A 16,270-nucleotide genomic window follows, 5' to 3' on the forward strand; every position below is an offset into this window, starting at 1 on the left:
GTGGATGCCACCCCCTGCACTTGCGAGCCTTCTGCGACAACTGGATGCTAGGCGTTCTTGCGGGCTTTTTCGTTGTCTGGACCATCATCCTGGTGGGCATGTTCGTCGGTAGGCAGGGCATACTGGGCGAGAATGCCCGTCAGGTCCTCAGTGGGCTGACCTTCTTCGTGGCCAGTCCCGCCCTGCTCTTCGAGACCCTCAGCAAGGCACGGCTTCACGACGTTTTCGCCGCCCCGTTGCTGGTCACTGCCGTGGGTGCCATGGCCACCGCTGCCATCTTCTTCGTCATCGTCAGGTTCCTGCTCAAGCGCAGCATTCCGGAATCACTCATGTCGTCCATGAGTGCCTCCCTGGCAAACTCGGCCAACCTCGGCATCCCCATCGCCGTGTACGTCCTGGGCGACGCCAGCTATGTGGCTCCCCTGCTGATCTTTCAGCTCGCGTTCTTCACGCCGCTGTTCCTCATGGCCCTTGATTCGACCACCAGCGCCCACCGCACCACGCCGCTCCGCTTCGTCCTGATGATCGTGAAGAACCCGATGATCGTCGGCTCCGCCCTGGGGCTGGTGGTGGCCGGGACCGGCTGGCAGGTTCCGCCGCTTGTCCTGCAGCCCATCCACCTGATCGGCGGTGCCGCCATTCCGGCCATGCTGATGGCCTTCGGCATGAGCCTGAACGGTTCCCGGCCGCTGCAGGCCGCCATGGGACGCCGGATTGACACCCTGCTGGCGAGCGCCTTCAAGCTCATCGTCCACCCGGCGATCGCCTATGCCTTTGCCCGCTTCGCGCTGGGCATGGACGGCCAGGCGCTCTTCGCCGTCGTGGTGACGTCCGCCCTGCCCACGGCCCAGAACGTCTTCGTGGCCGCCAGCCGCTACAAGACCGGCCTCACCGTTGCCAAGGACACGGTGCTGATCACCACTGTGGTGGCCGTGCCGGCCATGATCGGCGTGGCCGTGCTGCTGACGTGAACGCCCTTCGACCGAACGTGGAGGAACCTTGAACACATCCTTGGACACCGTCGTCATCGGAGGCGGGGCCATGGGCTCCGCTGCCGCCTGGGCTTTGGCCAAGCGAGGGCGCGACGTGACCCTGCTGGAACAGTTCGGGCCTGGGCACCGCATCGGCGCATCGCACGGCTCCACCCGGAACCTCAGCCTGGCGTACTCCGAGCCGGACTACGTCGCCATGCTGGCGGAGGCACTCCGGCTCTGGGCTGAGCTCGAAGACGAGAGCGGCGAGCGGCTGCTGGCGCGCACCGGCGTCGTAAACCACGGTCCGGATCCGCAGCTTGGCACCATGCATGCCGCACTGAACAGTGCCGGCCTCAGGGCCGACTTCCTGCCCCTGGCTGAAGCCGCCGAGCGCTGGCGCGGCATCCGCTTCGATCAGCAGGTCCTGCACATGCCGGACGGCGGCCAGCTGAATCCGGACGCGGCGCTGCCGGCCCTTCAAAGGCTGGCGGTCCGGAACGGCGCGGCGGTCCGCCGCCATGTAAAGGTCCTGGACCTGAGGATTCTCGACGACGGCGTCCGGCTCACCGTGGACGACGGCGGCCGCACCGAGGTGCTTACCGCCCGCCAGGCGGTGGTCACCGCCGGCGGCTGGACGTCGAAGCTGCTCGCCGCTGTGGCGGGAATGCCGCGGCTGACCGTAACCCAGGAGCAGCCCGCCCATTTCGGCATCGCGGATGATGGCGCCGACTGGCCCGGCTTCAACCATTTCCCTGGCCCCGGTGGCGAGTACGACGACTGGTACTCTCCCGTGTACGGCATGCACACGCCCGGCGAAGGCATCAAGGCCGGATGGCACGGAGTGGGTCCGGTGGTGGACCCGGACCACAGATCGTTCCAGCCTGAGCCGCTGCAGCGGGCCGCCCTGCAGCGCTACGCCAGGCACTGGCTGCCGGGCGTTGATGCCGATTCCATGGCCGACATCAGCTGCACCTACACCACCGCCGCTGACCACAACTTCGTCCTGGACCGCATCGGCCCGGTGGTCATCGGGGCCGGATTTGCCGGCCATGGCTTCAAGTTCACGCCAGTGGTGGGCAGGATCCTGGCCGATCTGGCCACCGGGGAAGGCGCCGCACCGGCCATCTTCTCGGCCGCCCGCACCGGTATTCGCTAGGAGCGCGGACACGGCCGCTCTGGCCTAGCTTCGCTGGTGCTGGTCCAGGAGCCGGGCACAGCGGATGAAGCCGAGGTGCGAGTACGCCTGCGGGTGGTTTCCCAGATGGGTCTCGGTGCCCGGATCGTACTCCTCCGGCAGCAGCCCGGTGGGCCCGAACAGGTTGACCAGCTGATCGAACAGATCCCAGGCCTCCGCGATGCGGCCCACGGCCACATACGCTTCAATGAGCCAGGTGGTGCAGATGTGGAAGCCGCCCTCCAGGCCCGGCAGGCCGTCGTCGTACCTGTACCGGAAGACGGTGGGCCCGACGCGGAGCTCCCGCTCCACGGCGGTGACGGTGTCCAGGAAGCGCTGGTCGGTCACCTCCAGCAGGCCCGACAGTCCGATGTGCAGGACGGCGGCATCAAGGTCCGGACTGTCGTAAGCGACGGTGTAGGAGGCAGCAGACTCGTCCCAGCCCTCCCGGAGCACCTCGTCCCTGATGGTGGCTGCGGTGGGAGCCCAGGAGGGCCCGGGCTCGCGGCCGTGGCGGGCTGCGGTGCGGAGGGCGCGGTCCAGGGTCACCCAGCACATGACCTTGGTATAGACGTGGTGCCGCGCGGCCCGCCTGGCCTCCCAGATGCCGTGGTCCGCCTCATGCCACCGGGCCAGCACCGCGCGCGTCATCTGCACCATCAGCTCCCAGTGTGAGTCTGCCAGCGAACCCTGCGCTTCGCTCAGCCCGTGGATCAGCTCCGCGATGGGCCCGAACACGTCCAGCTGGACCTGGTGGTCGGCGGCGTTGCCGATCCGCACGGGCCGCGATCCGGCATACCCGGGCAGGCTTTCGATGATGGCTTCGGTGGACAGCGGCGCCCCGGTGACTGAGTAGAGCGGATGCAGCCACTCCGGGCCGGGGGCGTTGGCAAGAATCCCGCCAAGCCACCTCAGGAAGCCCTCGGCCTCCGCCGTCGACCCCAGGTCCACGAGCGCGTTCACGGTCATGGAACCGTCCCGGAGCCAGCAGTAACGGTAATCCCAGTTGCGGGTGCCGCCGATCCCTTCCGGCAGCGACGTGGTGGGTGCCGCAAGCACGGCGCCGGTGGGTTCATGGACCAGCGCGCGCAGGACCAGGGCCGAGCGCCGCACCAGCGACGGCTTCACAGCGGGCAGCACCAGGCCCTGCACCCAGCGGCGGGAATGATGCGCGACGGCGGAGCGGCGGGCGGTTTCGTCTGTCCCGTTCGGGTGTTGCATCCCGGTGTCACCGCAGCGGAGATTGAGGACCACGGGACCGTGCTGCAGGTTGATCTCGGCTGTCGCCGTCGCGTGCCGGCCGTCCGAGGCGACGGCGAAGCTGACGCCGGGAGCGAGCAAAACGATGGGGTCTGACGTGCCGACGACGTGCAGCTCGCCGCCGCGCGCTTCCATGCTGAACGGCGCGTTGGCGTAGTCCGGCCGGGGCGCAAAGACGATCCGCGCCGCACCTGTACCTGACAGCACCCGGACCAGGCTGGTGATCCCGTCCGGGGCCGGTTCGAGATAGTCGGTCACGGTGACGTCCGCCCAGCGGGTCTCAACGATCATGGTGCTGTCCACGTAGCGCTGGCCCAGCACCTGTGAGGCTTTGACCGGCTCCACCGAGAAATGGCCGGCCGCATCGCCGCCCAGAATATGCGCAAAGAGCGAGCCGGAGTCCGGCAGGGGGTGGCTCATCCAGCAGATCTTGGCCTCGGGCGTAAGCAGTGCCGTGGAGGAGCCATTGCCGATCATGGAATGCCGTTCCAGGCCCACCGCATCCTCGCCGAACAGCCACGCACGCCGCAGTTCGAAGAGGATGGCCAGCACGCGCGCGAACGATTCCGGGTCCCTCAGCCGGTGCTTCGCCGAGGTGGGCAGGCCTCCCACCCACAGTCCCATGTCGGGTCCGCGGAGCGTGGCCATCGCCAATTCGTCGCTCGCGGCATCCCCCGCGTACAGCGCCGCGCTCACGCCGAGGCGGGCGCGCAGGTGTTCCAGCGCCTCGGCTTTGGAGGGCGCAGCCACGGACAGATCCAGCACGGAGCCGTCCACAACGAAGAACAGGCCGTGCGCCCGGGCCACCTCCTCGGCCTTCTGCGCTGCCTCGGATGCGACCTCGGGAGCCGCCGGGCGGGTATGCACCGAGACGGCCACCGGCTTCCGTTCGATGCTGATGCCCTTGTACGCGCCGATCGATTCAAGCAGGGCCTGGTTGGCCTGCTGCAGGACGGATTCGGTGGCCAGGGACAGCCCGTGGGCGAAGCCCATGTCGAACTCGGCCCCGTGCGACCCCACGAGGTGCACCTCTGCGGGAAGCCGCGACACCGCCGCGAGGTCCCGCAAGGACCGGCCGGAGATGACGGCGGCATGCGTGTTGGGCAGCGCAGCCAGGGCGCGGAGGGCAATCGCCGCGCCGCCCAGGGGCAACGTTTCGGTGGAGATGCCCTCCGCGGCGCACAGCGTTCCGCCGTAATTGCAGGCGACGAGCAGCCCCGGAGTGCGGGCCAGGATCTTCAGCTCGCCGAGCAGTTGGGGGGTGAGTCCGTCGTCCGCGGCTTCCGACTGGACAAAGGCCCTCAGCAGGCCCAGCGGCAAAGATTTTGTCAGCAGTGCGGAAGCGGCCACCGTCTGGTTGAGCGGAGTTGGCATGCGCGAAAATCCTTCGGATCATCCCCAAGCGGTTTTGGACACCTTCAGTTTCCGCTGCTGCCGTTTCCCCTGAATATCCCGGTCGTTGCGGTCATGTAACTTCGTCGCAGAATGCAAAAAGTCCGCCCGGGCCACATTGCGATGTGGCCCAGGCGGACTGAGGTGCTGGCGTTAGCCGATCGGGGGGCTACCGGCTGCCGGACTCAGCAGTTCGGCGAATCGTACTCATAGGCGCCGGAGTCCGCGGCCGCCGTTCCCGCGCAGTCGCCGTTCTGGGTGGAAGGAGCTCCGGCCAGGTCCAGGGTGGAGGCGCTGGTCCCGGCCCGGTCGATGGCTGGACTGATGCTGGTGAGGCGGAGGTCGGTCGGGGCGCTCACGAAACGCGCTGACGCGGTGGTGGAGGTGCTGTTCGGTGTGACGTTCACAGGCCCGTTGAGAACGTTCTGCTTCTCGGTCCAGCCTGAACCGTTGATCCACAGCGAGTTCTTGACACCCACGAGGATGTTGGCTCGGATCACCGTGGAGGACGGGCAGGTTGCCTGGCAAACTATCGCCTGGGACTGCGTACCCGTGAGGTAGACCGTGTTGAACTCGAAAACAGTTCCGTTGGTGGGCCCGAAGGACGTGCCGTTTCCTCGGGCGATCAGGCCCTTGGCTTCGGAGCAGTTTGCTCCACAGGTGGAGCGGACCAGGTTATAGCGGAACGTGTTGGCGTCCGCCGTCCCCGAGGACCTTCCGAGTTCGGAGAAGTTGTTGTTATCCAGGGACACATTGTGGTGAATGTTGTTGCGGTTGCCGTTGTAGATTTCAAAAGCGCCGCCGTCCTGGTTGTAGTCGTAGGACTTCCCTGTCGAACCGCTGACGGTATTGCCGGAAAACTCATTGTCGTTACCGTTGATCAGCACGCCAAAGGCGCCGGAGTCGTCATTGCAGTTCACAGCAGAAGGTGTTCCGCAATTCGTACCGAGGGTATTGACGTTCATCACGTTGTTGTTCGTCAGTGAATTCCCCGTGTACTTGCCGAAATCGGAGCCGGTACCGATTTTGAGGCCAACTGCATTGGTGGAGGCGCTGGAGTTCCGCACGATATTGCGGTCCCCGGTAAGGCTGAAACCCGCGTAGCCGCAGGAAACGGCCCGCAGTCCGTCGACGGTGGTGTAGTTGCCGTTGATCCTGACGCAGTTGCCGGACTTGCCGCCGGTGACTGTCGGCGCGTTGCCGGTGCCGTAACTGTTCAGGGTGATCGGCGCTGTGGATGTGCCGCTCTGGGCAGTCACAATGCCGCCGGTCCAGGTGTCGCCCTTGCGGAGGCTGACGGTGTCTCCCGGCTTGAGGACGGCCTGATTGAGTTTCGTCAGGGTCTTCCAGGGGGCAGCGCTGGACGTGCCCGCATTGCTGTCGCTGCCGGCAGCGCTGACGTAGTAAGTCGTGCCCGCAGCTGAGGCCGGGGCCGAGAATCCCGCAACCAGGCCGCTGACCATGAGGAAGGTCATGAGTATGGCTGCGCCGGTGGATTTGATCTTCATGTTTTCACCTGGGTCTGTTTGTGAACGGAGCTGATCGCATTCCATCCGTGGATTTGAAATCAGGCAGCGCCGAACTGGCCCCTCAACGCTTTTTGGGCGTGCGGGGATCAGGTGTAGTGACTATGCGAGACCGCTACTTTCGACTCACTTGCCACGCTCTGCGCGTGCAGAAGCTAATGCGTCCGGCGGCCTGGGAGTCCCAGCCGCCACCGGAGTATAACGAGACCTTGCGCACATAACGTTAAGTTGTGGTCGGCGTCGAAGTCAAAAGATATCGGTTGAATAACGGACCACTAAACCCTCAATGAAGCGCGGGGCATGGAGCAGAAATTACGCTGACCTGCGGATCCGTTCCTTGGATGGCTTTCACACACCGCAGATAAATATTATTTAAACGTTTGTCACACGCGGGCCAGACCGGCTGCTTCCGCCAGCAGTTCCACTGAATGCAGCCGCGCAGCGGTGCCGGTGCTTTGGTGCGCGACGATGAGTTCGTCGGCGTCGGCATGCTTCGCGAATCCGTCCAGGTACTCCATGACGACGTCGGGCGTGCCCACTGCGGAGTACTTCATCATCTGCGAGACATGCTGGCCCTGCGGGGAGTCCAGGACCATGTCCGCTTCGTCGTCCGTGAACTCCCGCCCGCCGCCGAAGAACAGCGAGACGCGGGCGCGCAGGGTGTCCTTAAAGGTCGACTGCGCGTCCGAAGCCGACTCGGCAGCAATCACATTGACTCCGGCGATGACGTGCGGTGCCGCGAGCTGCTCAGACGGCTTGAATTCCCGGCGGTAGATGGCCACCGCGTCCTGAAGCGCGTTCGGAGCAAAGTGGGAAGCGAAGGCATAGGGCAGTCCCAGCTGTGCGGCGAGCCGGGCCCCGAACAGGGACGAGCCCAGGATGTACAGGGGCACATTGGTTCCCTTGCCCGGGGTAGCTTCGACGCCCTGGATGCGCGTGGGTCCGCTCAGGTAACCCTGCAGTTCCAGGACGTCCTGGGGAAAGGTGTCGGCCGAACCGGGGTCGCGGCGGAGCGCCCGCATGGTGTTCTGGTCGCTGCCGGGTGCGCGGCCCAGTCCCAGGTCGATGCGCCCCGGGTGCAGCGTCTCAAGTGTCCCGAACTGCTCGGCGATGGTGAGCGGCGAGTGGTTGGGCAGCATGACTCCACCAGCCCCCAGCCGGATGCTCTCGGTGTGCGCGGCAACGTGCGCGATCAGGACGCTCGTTGCCGAAGATGCAATCGAGGACATGTTGTGGTGCTCGGCGTACCAGACGCGCCGGTAGCCCAGCCGCTCGGCGCTCTGCGCCATGGCAACGCTCCCGGCGAAGCTCTCCGCCGCCGTCTGGCCCTTGCCGATGGTCGCAAGGTCAAGGATGGAGAGGGGAACAGTCACGGTGGAGCCGGCCTTTCGTAGCGTTTCGCTGGCGTGCCGGGACGGATGGTTGCACGGCACACCTTCCACAACGACGGCGGCACGGGGGTTATTTCTGCCGGGCCGGGTGACGCTGTCCACAGTTTTGTCCGCCAAGGCTGGCCGCCGGGCGGTGGTCGGCCACTAAGCTAGCCGCATGGCCAACAAATCAACAGCAGACAAAGTCGCCACCATCCAAAAAGGCTATGCGCTTGAGGGTGCCACCATCGAGCTGGGGGCCGCCATCGTCGACGGCGAACTTCACAAAGATGCGCCGGTCCGGCTGCCGCTGTCCATGATGAACCGGCACGGGCTCGTCGCCGGCGCCACCGGCACCGGCAAGACCGTTACGCTGCACATGATGGCCGAGCAGCTCTCCACCGCCGGCGTGCCCGTTTTCCTGGCCGATATCAAGGGCGATCTGTCCGGCCTCGCCACTGCTGCCACGGGGAGTGAAAAGCTGGCGGCGCGGACCGAAAGCATCGGGCAGCCGTGGGCCGGCAAGACGTTTCCGGTCGAGTTTTTGGCCCTCGGCGGGGACGGCAACGGCATCCCTGTCCGCGCCACCATCACCTCTTTCGGGCCCATTCTGCTTTCCCGCGTCATGGAGCTCAACGACACGCAGGAATCCAGCCTCCAGCTCGTCTTCCACTTCGCGGACAAGAACAACCTCGAACTGATTGACCTCAAAGACCTCCGTGCCGTCATCCAGTTCCTCACGTCGGACGAGGGCAAGGCGGCCCTGCAGGACCTGGGCGGCCTGTCCAAGGCAACGGCAGGGGTCATCCTCCGCGAGCTGGTGACACTGGAAGCGCAGGGCATGGAGCGTTTCTTCGGCGAACCCGAGTTCGACACCGCCGAACTTCTCCGTACCGCCCCTGACGGCCGCGGTGTCATCACCTGCCTCGAGCTGCCCACCCTGCAGACCAAGCCCATGGTGTTCTCCACCTTCCTGATGTGGCTCCTGGCGGACCTGTTCGAGGACCTGCCCGAGGCCGGCGACCTCGACAAACCCAAGCTGGTCTTTTTCCTCGACGAGGCCCATCTCCTGTTCAATGACGCTTCCAAGGCGTTCCTTGAAGCCATCACCACCACGGTCCGGCTGATCCGATCCAAGGGCGTGGGCATCTTCTTTGTAACGCAGACGCCGAAGGACGTCCCGGCAGACGTGCTCGGGCAGCTGGCCAACCGCGTCCAGCATGCCCTCCGGGCCTTCACACCAGAGGATGCCAAAGCACTCAAGGCCACCGTCTCCACCTTCCCTGTCAGTGATTACGACCTCGAGGAAACGCTCACCTCGGCAGGCATTGGCGAAGCCGTCATCACGGTCATGAACGAGAAGGGCGCGCCCACGCCGGTGGCCCTCACCCGTCTCCGGGCCCCCGAGTCTGTCATGGGCCCCAGCACGGAAGAACTGGTCAAGAGCACAGTGGCCGGTTCGGTGCTGCTCGCCAAGTACGGGACTGCCGTGGACAACGTTTCCGCCTATGAAAAACTGTCCGGAAGGGCCGCCGCGCCTACGGGTGCCGCGGCACCGGGCCTGCCGCCGGTTCCGTCCCCCGGGGTGTTCGTCCCCGGCAGCCTGGATCCCAACGTCGTGGACGCCGACGCCCGCCGCATCGAGGAGGAAATCCTTGGACGCCCCAGCAGCAGGCCGGCCCCTGAAACCCGTCAGGCGCCTGCACCGCGCCCGGCTCCCCCTGCCGGCGGCATGATGGAGGACATCACGGGCGCGCTCGGCGGGGCCCTCGGCGGAGGCCTGAAAAGCATGGTCCGCTCGATGGGAACACAGCTGGGCCGCGAGCTATTGCGCGGCGTTTTCGGCACGTCGTCCCGGCGGCGCCGCTAGCGCCAGAAGGCGCCACCGGCACCGGCGACGCCCCGCCGTCGGACGTTTTTCTGTGGCTGCCCCGCGTCATGCACGGCGCCTGTTACTCCTGCGTTCACGTAACTTGCAGGTAACGTAAGGGGCGTGCAGATGAGTCAAGCGTTGGTGAGGATGGCGGCCGGATGGCTACTGGGCCTCATGCTTGCCGTGGCCGGAGCCATCGTTTCGGTCAATCTGGTGAACAATTCCGTGGCCAGCCCGCAGCAGCCCGTGCGCGAATACCTGGACGCCCTGCAGAAGGGCGAGGGTGAGCGGGCGTTGGGCCTGCTCCGCGCCTCCGTGCCCGACGCCGACGCAGCCATGCTCGACGGCACGGCACTGCAGACGTCCGCCTCGCGGATCGCCAACGTGAAGCTTGGCGATGCCGAATCGCGCGGCGGCAAGCGGGTGATGGTGCCCATGGAGTACACGATCGACGGCAGCAGGCTGCGGACCGAGTTCCTACTTGAGAGCACCGGCACCGAGTGGCTGTTCTTCAACAAATGGGCGTTTGTGCCTGCGGCGCTTCCCACGGTGGATGTGACCGTCGTGAACTCCAGCGATGCCACCCTCAATGGCATCCCGGTGAATATGCCCGGCGGCCGCAACACCTTTGCCGTGTTCTACCCTGGAGAGTACGAGGCCTCGCTCAACGGCCAATTCTTCGCGGCCCCGCCCACACGCGCCACAGTTGCCGGGCGGGACGTCCCCGCAGCACCCCTGAACCTCCTGACACACGCCACGGAGGAGCTGAACCAGGCTGTGGCGTCCCGGGTCAAGGAATTCCTCGACAAATGCGCCGCCGAGGCCGATAAGCAGCAGAGGCTTCAGCCCGACTGCCCGTTCTACCATGCCACCAACAACCGGGTTGTGGACGGCACCATCAAATGGGGCATCACCGAGTACCCGAAGATCAGCATCGAGCCGTTCGACGGCAAATGGGTGGTGGCACCCCTTGACGGCAAAGCCAGAATCACCGCCCAGCAGGTTGACCTCTTCACGGGCGCCGTCTCCGCCCTGAACGTGGTGCACGACTTCAGCTTCACCACGCGCCTGGACATCGACGGCGACACCATCAAGGTCACGCCACTCCTGAGCTTCTAGTCCCGCCCGGCTGCCGGGTGCCGGCGCAGCGCCGCGGCCCCAACAAAGCTGGCCCGGCTCTCAACCCCTGGGGGTCCAAAGCCGGGCCAGTTCAGCACGCAAGTACGCAGCAGGCCTAGTCCATGCCGCGGAGGTCCAGGACCAATTCGGCGTCGCCGTCTGCCTGCAGCACCACCGGGATGCCCCAGTCCTGCTGGTACAGGTGGCACGCGGCGTGGTCCGGGATCTCGCCGTCATCGGTTTCCGGGCCGTCGCAGGCTGCGGCACGTGCGGTAATGTGCAGCACGCCCTCGGGCACGTCGGAGGAAAGCTCCAGGGTACGGAGCAGGCCCACTGACGTCCCGCCCCCGGCCACCAGCAACTCGGGCGGGGTGGACGAGATCTTCAGCTGCGTGGGATCGCCCCAGCGGTCATCAAGCTTCTGGCCGGTGGGCGCGGTGAAGCGGACCGTCAGCTCGAGGAGTCCCGGGGCGACGGGGCTCTTGGGCCGGTGCGTCTGCGCGGCGCCCTCGTCCACCTGCTGCGCCTCCTTGGGGATGGGGACGTACACGAGCTGGTGTTTGTTGGCCTCCACCACCACCAGCAGCGGCTCCTTGCCGGCCACCTGGGTGTGGTCCACGATCACATCGGAAGGTTCGGAAAGCCCCCGTGCGAGGGTGGACACGGTCTTGGTCGCAGGGTCGTAGCGCCGCACCGCACCGTTGTACGTGTCGGCTATGGCCACCGAACCGTCCGGAAGCACGGTGACCCCGAGCGGGTGCTGCAGGCGAGCCTCCGCGGCCTCGCCGTCGCGGAAACCGAAATCGAAGAGGCCCTTGCCGACTGCCGATTCAACGGTGACGGTCCCATCGTCGTCAATCGCGAGCTTCCGGAGGGCGGAAGTCTCAGAGTCCGCCACCCAGATGTTGCCGTCGGCGTCCTCGGCCAGACCGGACGGCTGGGCAAACCACGCTTCATGGGCGGCCCCGTCAAGCAGCCCCTCGAGTCCGTTGCCGGCGATGATGGACACGGCCCCTGACAGGGGGTCAAAGCTGAAGATCTGGTGCACGCCAGCCATGGCGATCACCACGGCGTTCAGCCTGGCTGACCACACCACATCCCACGGAGAGCTGAGGGAGACCTCCAGCGGGTGTTCGCTGAGGCGTCCGGTGAAGCCTGCAGCGTCTTCGTCAACGCGGGCCGGGCCGGTCTCCAGCAGTCGCTGCACGCCGTTTCCAACAAGGGTGGTGACGGTTCCGTCTGCAAGCGACAGCCCCCTCAGTCGGTGGTTGACAGTGTCTGCAATCACGACGTCGTAGCCCGTCTTCGCTGCCACGTCTTCCGGCAGCAGGACAAGTCCCTGCGGTTCGTTGAATTCCGCGATCGGCTCACGGGAGTCCAGTGCTGCCGCGGGGCCGTCGGCGTGCCCTTTGGTGCCCGTCCCGAAGGTGCCGAGCACCGTCCGGAAGTCGGTGCCGAGCTCCAAGAGGCGGTGGTGGCCCGTGTCCGTGACCAGCCAGGTGCCGGCGTGTGTGCCGGCAGCAGCACCGGCGTCGGGCTCTTCGGCGGAAGCGGCAGCAGAGGTTCCCCGCCCCGCCGGGAGGTACAGGGCCTTGCCCGGGAACCGCAGGGTGCCCGACGTCGGCTCCGGCGCCACATACGGGCCGTTGCCGCGGTGGAGGGTCCCACGGGCTTCGTGCTCGGTAATCAGCTCGGGGATGAGCACGGCAAGGCCGTCAGCGTGGCCTTCGCCGGACAGATGGGCCACGATGTAGCCCTCGGGGTCGATGACGACCAGCGTGGGCCAGGCTCGTGCCGTGTAGGCCTTCCAGGTTTCCAGCTCGGGGTCGTCCAGGACCGGGTGGTGGATCTCGTAGCGTTCCACGGCGGCGGCGAGGGCCACAGGATCTGCTTCATGCTCGAATTTCGGCGAGTGCACGCCGACCGTTACCAGGACGTCGGAGTACTTCTCTTCCAGCGGGCGCAGTTCGTCCAGGACATGCAGGCAGTTGATGCAGCAGAAGGTCCAGAAGTCCAGCAGCACAATCTTGCCGCGCAGGGCCTCCAGGTCGAGGGACTTGCCGCCGGTGTTCAGCCAGTTGCGGCCCACCAGTTCGGAGGCGCGTACCCGGTGGTGGGTGCGTACGGTTTCGCTCATCAGCGTCCTTCCAGCTTTGAGTTGCGTTCAGCCAGCTTGGCGTCGCGTTCGGCCAATTTGGCAAACATATCGTTGTAAGCGGTGAGATCGGCGTCGTTATTCCTGTCCGCGGCCCGGTCCGTGCGGCGCGTCTCCCGTTCATCGGACCGGGACCACATGACGGCGACGCCGATCGCCACCAGCAGCGTGGGCACTTCGCCGATGCCCCAGGCCACGGCCCCGCCCAGTTGCTGGTCCAGGAGTGCCGACGGCCCCCAGTTCCGGCCAAGGTTGCCGAAGTAGTCGGCGGCGAGCAGGCCGGTGCCGCCCATGATGGCGACGCCAAAGAATGCGTGGAAGCCCATGGTGGCCAGCAGAAGCACGAGCCGCAGCGGGAAGGGGGCCCGCCGCGGAAGCGGGTCAGTGCCGATCATGCTGAGCACGAAGATGTACCCGGTCAGCGCAAAGTGCAGGTTCATCAACTCGTGGCCCACGTGTTCCCGCATCGCGAAGCCAAAGGCATCGGAGTAGTAGAACAGCACGATCGAACCGGCGAAGTTTGCTGCGGCGAAGAGCGGGTGGGTCACGAGCTGCGAGAACTTTGAGTGGACGAACAGCAGCAACCACTCGCGCAGGCCCCGGGAGCCGTCGCCCCGGGCAGGCAGTGCCCGCAGCGCAAGCGTCACGGGGGCGCCCAGGACGAGGAAGAGTGGCGCCACCATGGTCAGGGCCATATGGTCCACCATGTGCGCGGAAAACAGCACACGACCATAGACGGCCGGCGGCCCTGAGGTCACATACGTCAGCACCAGCAGGCCGACCACCCAGTTGGCGGACCGGAAGAGCTGCCATTTGTCCCCCCGGGCGCGGACCTTGGCCACGCCCAGGAAGTAGGACACCAGCCCGAAGACGGCCACCGCAACCCAGATCCAGTCCAGGCGCCACTCGGTGAGCCAGCGTTGCGGGGTCAGCTCCGGAGGCAGGTTGTAACCGGACAGGATGAAAGCCGGCGAAGCATCAGGGGCGTAGGTGGTCGGTTCGGGCGGTGCCGAACGGCCGAGCGCTACGGCGATTCCGGATGTGGCCCCCATAATGAGGAGCTCCATCAGGATCAGCTGCCACAGCACGCGCCGCGAGGACATGACCGAACCCTTGCGGCCCAGCTGCGGGATCACCCATTGCCGGTGCATGAACCCGATGCCGCCGAGCACGATTGTGGCGGCCGTCTTCGCGAGGATCAGCTGGCCATAGGGCGAGCCGAACAGATCGCCCCAGTTGGTCACCCGGACGCTGGCGTTGAGCACGCCGGAGGCGAACACCAGCGCGAAGGCGAATCCCGCCAGCGACGAGAAACGCCGCAGCGTCGGCTCGGTGATGTCAGCCGGGCCGCCGGGCAAGGAAGCCGCGGCCCCACCCGCAGGAGTCCGCGAGCCGGCCAGGACGCCCGAGAGCAGCGCCAGCAGGATGATGCCGCCGACCCAGACACTCACGCCCACGAGGTGCAGGCCCAGTGAGCTGATGGCACCGTCGTGGTCATTCGAGCTCGCAGAATGTCCGATGAGCGCGGTGGGCACCAGCCCGGCCAGTGCAAGCACCAGGGTCAGCGCCAGGCCCGTCAGTGACCGGACGCCGAACAGCGCGGTAGTAACCACGGCCGCGATGACCGTTACGGCCAGCCAGGCGCGTCCGGTCGCTATGTCGGTCATGAAGAAGACCAGTGCTTTGGTGAATTCCGAGTCGCCGGAGATCCCCTGCCCTGCCACGTCGGCATAGGTGAGGACCAGCACGGCGATCGCCGAGAGCGTCCACGCCACACCTGCGGCCGCTGCGACGCCCATGGCGCGCGCGAAGGCCGGGTGCTCCGGCGCATCCTCCTGCTTGGAGCGGCCTCTGCCCAGGTTCTTCGGCAGGATGCCTGCGGCGAAGATGAGCCCGCCGATCACGGTGGCCAGCGAGATGTTGTGGACTGCCTTGCTGACGGGAAGGCCCCAGCGGACCATGGCCCCGGGATCGGAGACCTCCCGGGCGGCGGCTGCACCTGAGAACAGCAGCGCTGCCGCGAGTCCCAGGAAAAGCGCAGCCAGTCCCGCCAACTGCCAGGGCCGGGTAATGCCGAGCGCGGCGTCAGCTTGGCCCTGCGCTTCCGGGTTGGGCGCAGGCTGTGGGACACGGGATTCTGCTTCTGAGGGCACCTACCCATTGTCCGCTACCGCCGCCTGCGCAGCGAATCGGAGCCGAGTGGCGCACGCGGCGGGCCGGCGGGCCGGCGGGAAGGGGGGCCGGCGGGAAGGGGGGCTTAAACGCAAGCGGAGCGGCAACCGAGAGGGTTGCCGCTCCGTCAGAGCTGTAAAAGAAGACTACTTCTTGTTGGAGACAGCTGCCTTCAGCTTGGAGCCTGCGGTCAGCTTGACGCTGTGGCCGGCTGCGATCTGGATGGTCTCGCCGGTCTGCGGGTTGCGGCCAGTGCGGGCTGCACGGTCGGTGCGCTCAACTGCGAGCCAGCCCGGGATGGTGATCTTCTCGCCGGAGGCGACGGAAGATTCGAAAACCTCGAACAGTGCATCGAGCACGGAGTTGACGGCTGCCTGGCTGGTGCCGGCCTTGCCTGCTACCTCTGCAACAAGTTCACTACGGTTCTTAGCCATTTATGTCCTCCTGGACGCTTTTGATTTCTGGAGCCTGCACACGGCATGCGTACAAGCCACTGTTCGAAAACTTACCAGCTTGCACCCATGAGGGGGACAAATTCCGCGTGTTTCCGCGACTTTTTGACCTAAATCACCGGAAATTCGGGGGTTTTGCTTCGAATTGCGCCCTCAGCGGACTGTCGCCCGCCTATCTCAGCGAACATAAAGCACGACGCCGCGGGGAAAGGGGCGCCACCCTCTCTCACTTCCCGCACGCCCCACGGCGACCCTCTCTCACTTCCCGCACGCCCCACGGCGACCCTCTCTCACTTCCCGCACGCCCCACGGCGACCCTCTCTCACTTCCCGCACGCCCCACGGCGACCCTCTCTCACTTCCCGCACGCCCCACGGCGACGCTCTCTCACTTCCTGCGGGAAAGTCACCGACGCTTTTTCATGCTGTCGGGTTCGACGGCGGCGTGCTGGCCTGGATGCCCGGGCCGACCTGGGGGGGGTGAGAGAGCGTTGCCCGAAGAGGGTGCAGGAAGTGATAGAGCGAGCCGGGTTTCGGTGCAGGACGTGAGAGAGCGCGCCTATAAATCTCGGCCGGTGCAAAACCCCTGCCGTTGAGTCTGCCGGCACCGCGGCCGGGCAGTGGCGGGGCCGTGCCGGCAGGGCCCGTCGACTCCGGGGGGATATTTGGGGTTAAAGAGCGAAGGCCCCGACGTTTGCTGTCGGGGCCTTGGCCGTAAATAGTGTCCGGCGGTGACCTACTCTCCCACACCCTCCCGGGTGCAGTACCATCGGCGCTGTGGGTCTTAGCTTCCGGGTTCGGAATG

The 16,270-nt window shown here is 66.3% G+C and carries 10 protein-coding genes and 1 rRNA gene; 4 read left to right on the forward strand and 7 right to left on the reverse strand.

The window, feature by feature from the left end; translation table 11 throughout:
* The first annotated feature begins 44 nt into the window (after positions 1–44).
* Both AC1DDG_RS19725 and AC1DDG_RS19730 read left to right on the forward strand, forming a co-directional pair.
* Positions 45–971, forward strand: coding sequence for an AEC family transporter (locus tag AC1DDG_RS19725; RefSeq protein WP_476877394.1), 927 nt, complete (start codon positions 45–47; stop codon positions 969–971).
* Positions 972–999: 28 nt separating this feature from the next.
* Complete coding sequence (locus AC1DDG_RS19730) at positions 1,000–2,130, forward strand: FAD-dependent oxidoreductase (RefSeq protein ID WP_476877395.1); 1,131 nt, start codon at positions 1,000–1,002, stop codon at positions 2,128–2,130.
* 24 nt (positions 2,131–2,154) lie between these two features.
* Here the strand turns inward: AC1DDG_RS19730 and AC1DDG_RS19735 are convergent, their stop codons facing one another.
* From AC1DDG_RS19735 to AC1DDG_RS19745, 3 genes are all read right to left on the reverse strand, one after another.
* Positions 2,155–4,782: a trehalase-like domain-containing protein gene (locus AC1DDG_RS19735; RefSeq protein WP_476877396.1), complete on the reverse strand. Its 2,628-nt coding sequence runs from the start codon at positions 4,780–4,782 to the stop codon at positions 2,155–2,157.
* Between the two features lie 203 nt (positions 4,783–4,985).
* A complete protein-coding gene (locus tag AC1DDG_RS19740; RefSeq protein WP_476877397.1) occupies positions 4,986–6,308 on the reverse strand; it encodes a right-handed parallel beta-helix repeat-containing protein in 1,323 nt (440 codons plus the stop codon).
* A gap of 401 nt (positions 6,309–6,709) precedes the next feature.
* The gene (locus tag AC1DDG_RS19745; RefSeq protein ID WP_230120741.1) at positions 6,710–7,699 is read right to left on the reverse strand and encodes an LLM class flavin-dependent oxidoreductase; all 990 of its coding nucleotides are present in this window, start codon (positions 7,697–7,699) and stop codon (positions 6,710–6,712) included.
* A gap of 175 nt (positions 7,700–7,874) precedes the next feature.
* Between AC1DDG_RS19745 and AC1DDG_RS19750 the strand changes: the two genes are divergently transcribed.
* Both AC1DDG_RS19750 and AC1DDG_RS19755 read left to right on the forward strand, forming a co-directional pair.
* Positions 7,875–9,566: a helicase HerA-like domain-containing protein gene (locus AC1DDG_RS19750; RefSeq protein ID WP_476877398.1), complete on the forward strand. Its 1,692-nt coding sequence runs from the start codon at positions 7,875–7,877 to the stop codon at positions 9,564–9,566.
* Between the two features lie 129 nt (positions 9,567–9,695).
* Entirely contained in the window at positions 9,696–10,688 is a 993-nt protein-coding gene (locus tag AC1DDG_RS19755; protein WP_230120745.1) for a zinc ribbon domain-containing protein, read from the forward strand.
* Positions 10,689–10,803: 115 nt separating this feature from the next.
* On the opposite strand, the gene AC1DDG_RS19760 is transcribed toward AC1DDG_RS19755, so the two are convergent.
* The 4 genes from AC1DDG_RS19760 to rrf all read right to left on the reverse strand — a co-directional run.
* Positions 10,804–12,825: an NHL domain-containing thioredoxin family protein gene (locus tag AC1DDG_RS19760; RefSeq protein ID WP_476877399.1), complete on the reverse strand. Its 2,022-nt coding sequence runs from the start codon at positions 12,823–12,825 to the stop codon at positions 10,804–10,806.
* Positions 12,825–14,996, reverse strand: a complete 2,172-nt coding sequence (locus AC1DDG_RS19765; protein ID WP_476877400.1) for a bifunctional copper resistance protein CopD/cytochrome c oxidase assembly protein — start codon at positions 14,994–14,996, stop codon at positions 12,825–12,827. Before AC1DDG_RS19765 ends, AC1DDG_RS19760 begins: the two co-directional genes overlap by 1 nt.
* Positions 14,997–15,161: 165 nt before the next feature.
* Positions 15,162–15,449: an HU family DNA-binding protein gene (locus AC1DDG_RS19770; RefSeq protein ID WP_056625601.1), complete on the reverse strand. Its 288-nt coding sequence runs from the start codon at positions 15,447–15,449 to the stop codon at positions 15,162–15,164.
* Between the two features lie 739 nt (positions 15,450–16,188).
* A 5S ribosomal RNA gene (gene rrf, locus AC1DDG_RS19775) occupies positions 16,189–16,270 on the reverse strand; the annotation flags it as partial.

The organism is Arthrobacter sp. 10L430 (assembly GCF_056395245.1).

Coding starts and splice junctions, on each gene's coding strand:
- AC1DDG_RS19725 (WP_476877394.1), top strand. CDS start 45: ATGCTAGGCGTTCTTGCGGGCTTTTTCGTTGTCTGGACCATCATCCTG.
- AC1DDG_RS19735 (WP_476877396.1), bottom strand. CDS start 4,782: ATGCCAACTCCGCTCAACCAGACGGTGGCCGCTTCCGCACTGCTGACA.
- AC1DDG_RS19740 (WP_476877397.1), bottom strand. CDS start 6,308: ATGAAGATCAAATCCACCGGCGCAGCCATACTCATGACCTTCCTCATG.
- AC1DDG_RS19750 (WP_476877398.1), top strand. CDS start 7,875: ATGGCCAACAAATCAACAGCAGACAAAGTCGCCACCATCCAAAAAGGC.
- AC1DDG_RS19755 (WP_230120745.1), top strand. CDS start 9,696: ATGAGTCAAGCGTTGGTGAGGATGGCGGCCGGATGGCTACTGGGCCTC.
- AC1DDG_RS19760 (WP_476877399.1), bottom strand. CDS start 12,825: ATGAGCGAAACCGTACGCACCCACCACCGGGTACGCGCCTCCGAACTG.
- AC1DDG_RS19770 (WP_056625601.1), bottom strand. CDS start 15,449: ATGGCTAAGAACCGTAGTGAACTTGTTGCAGAGGTAGCAGGCAAGGCC.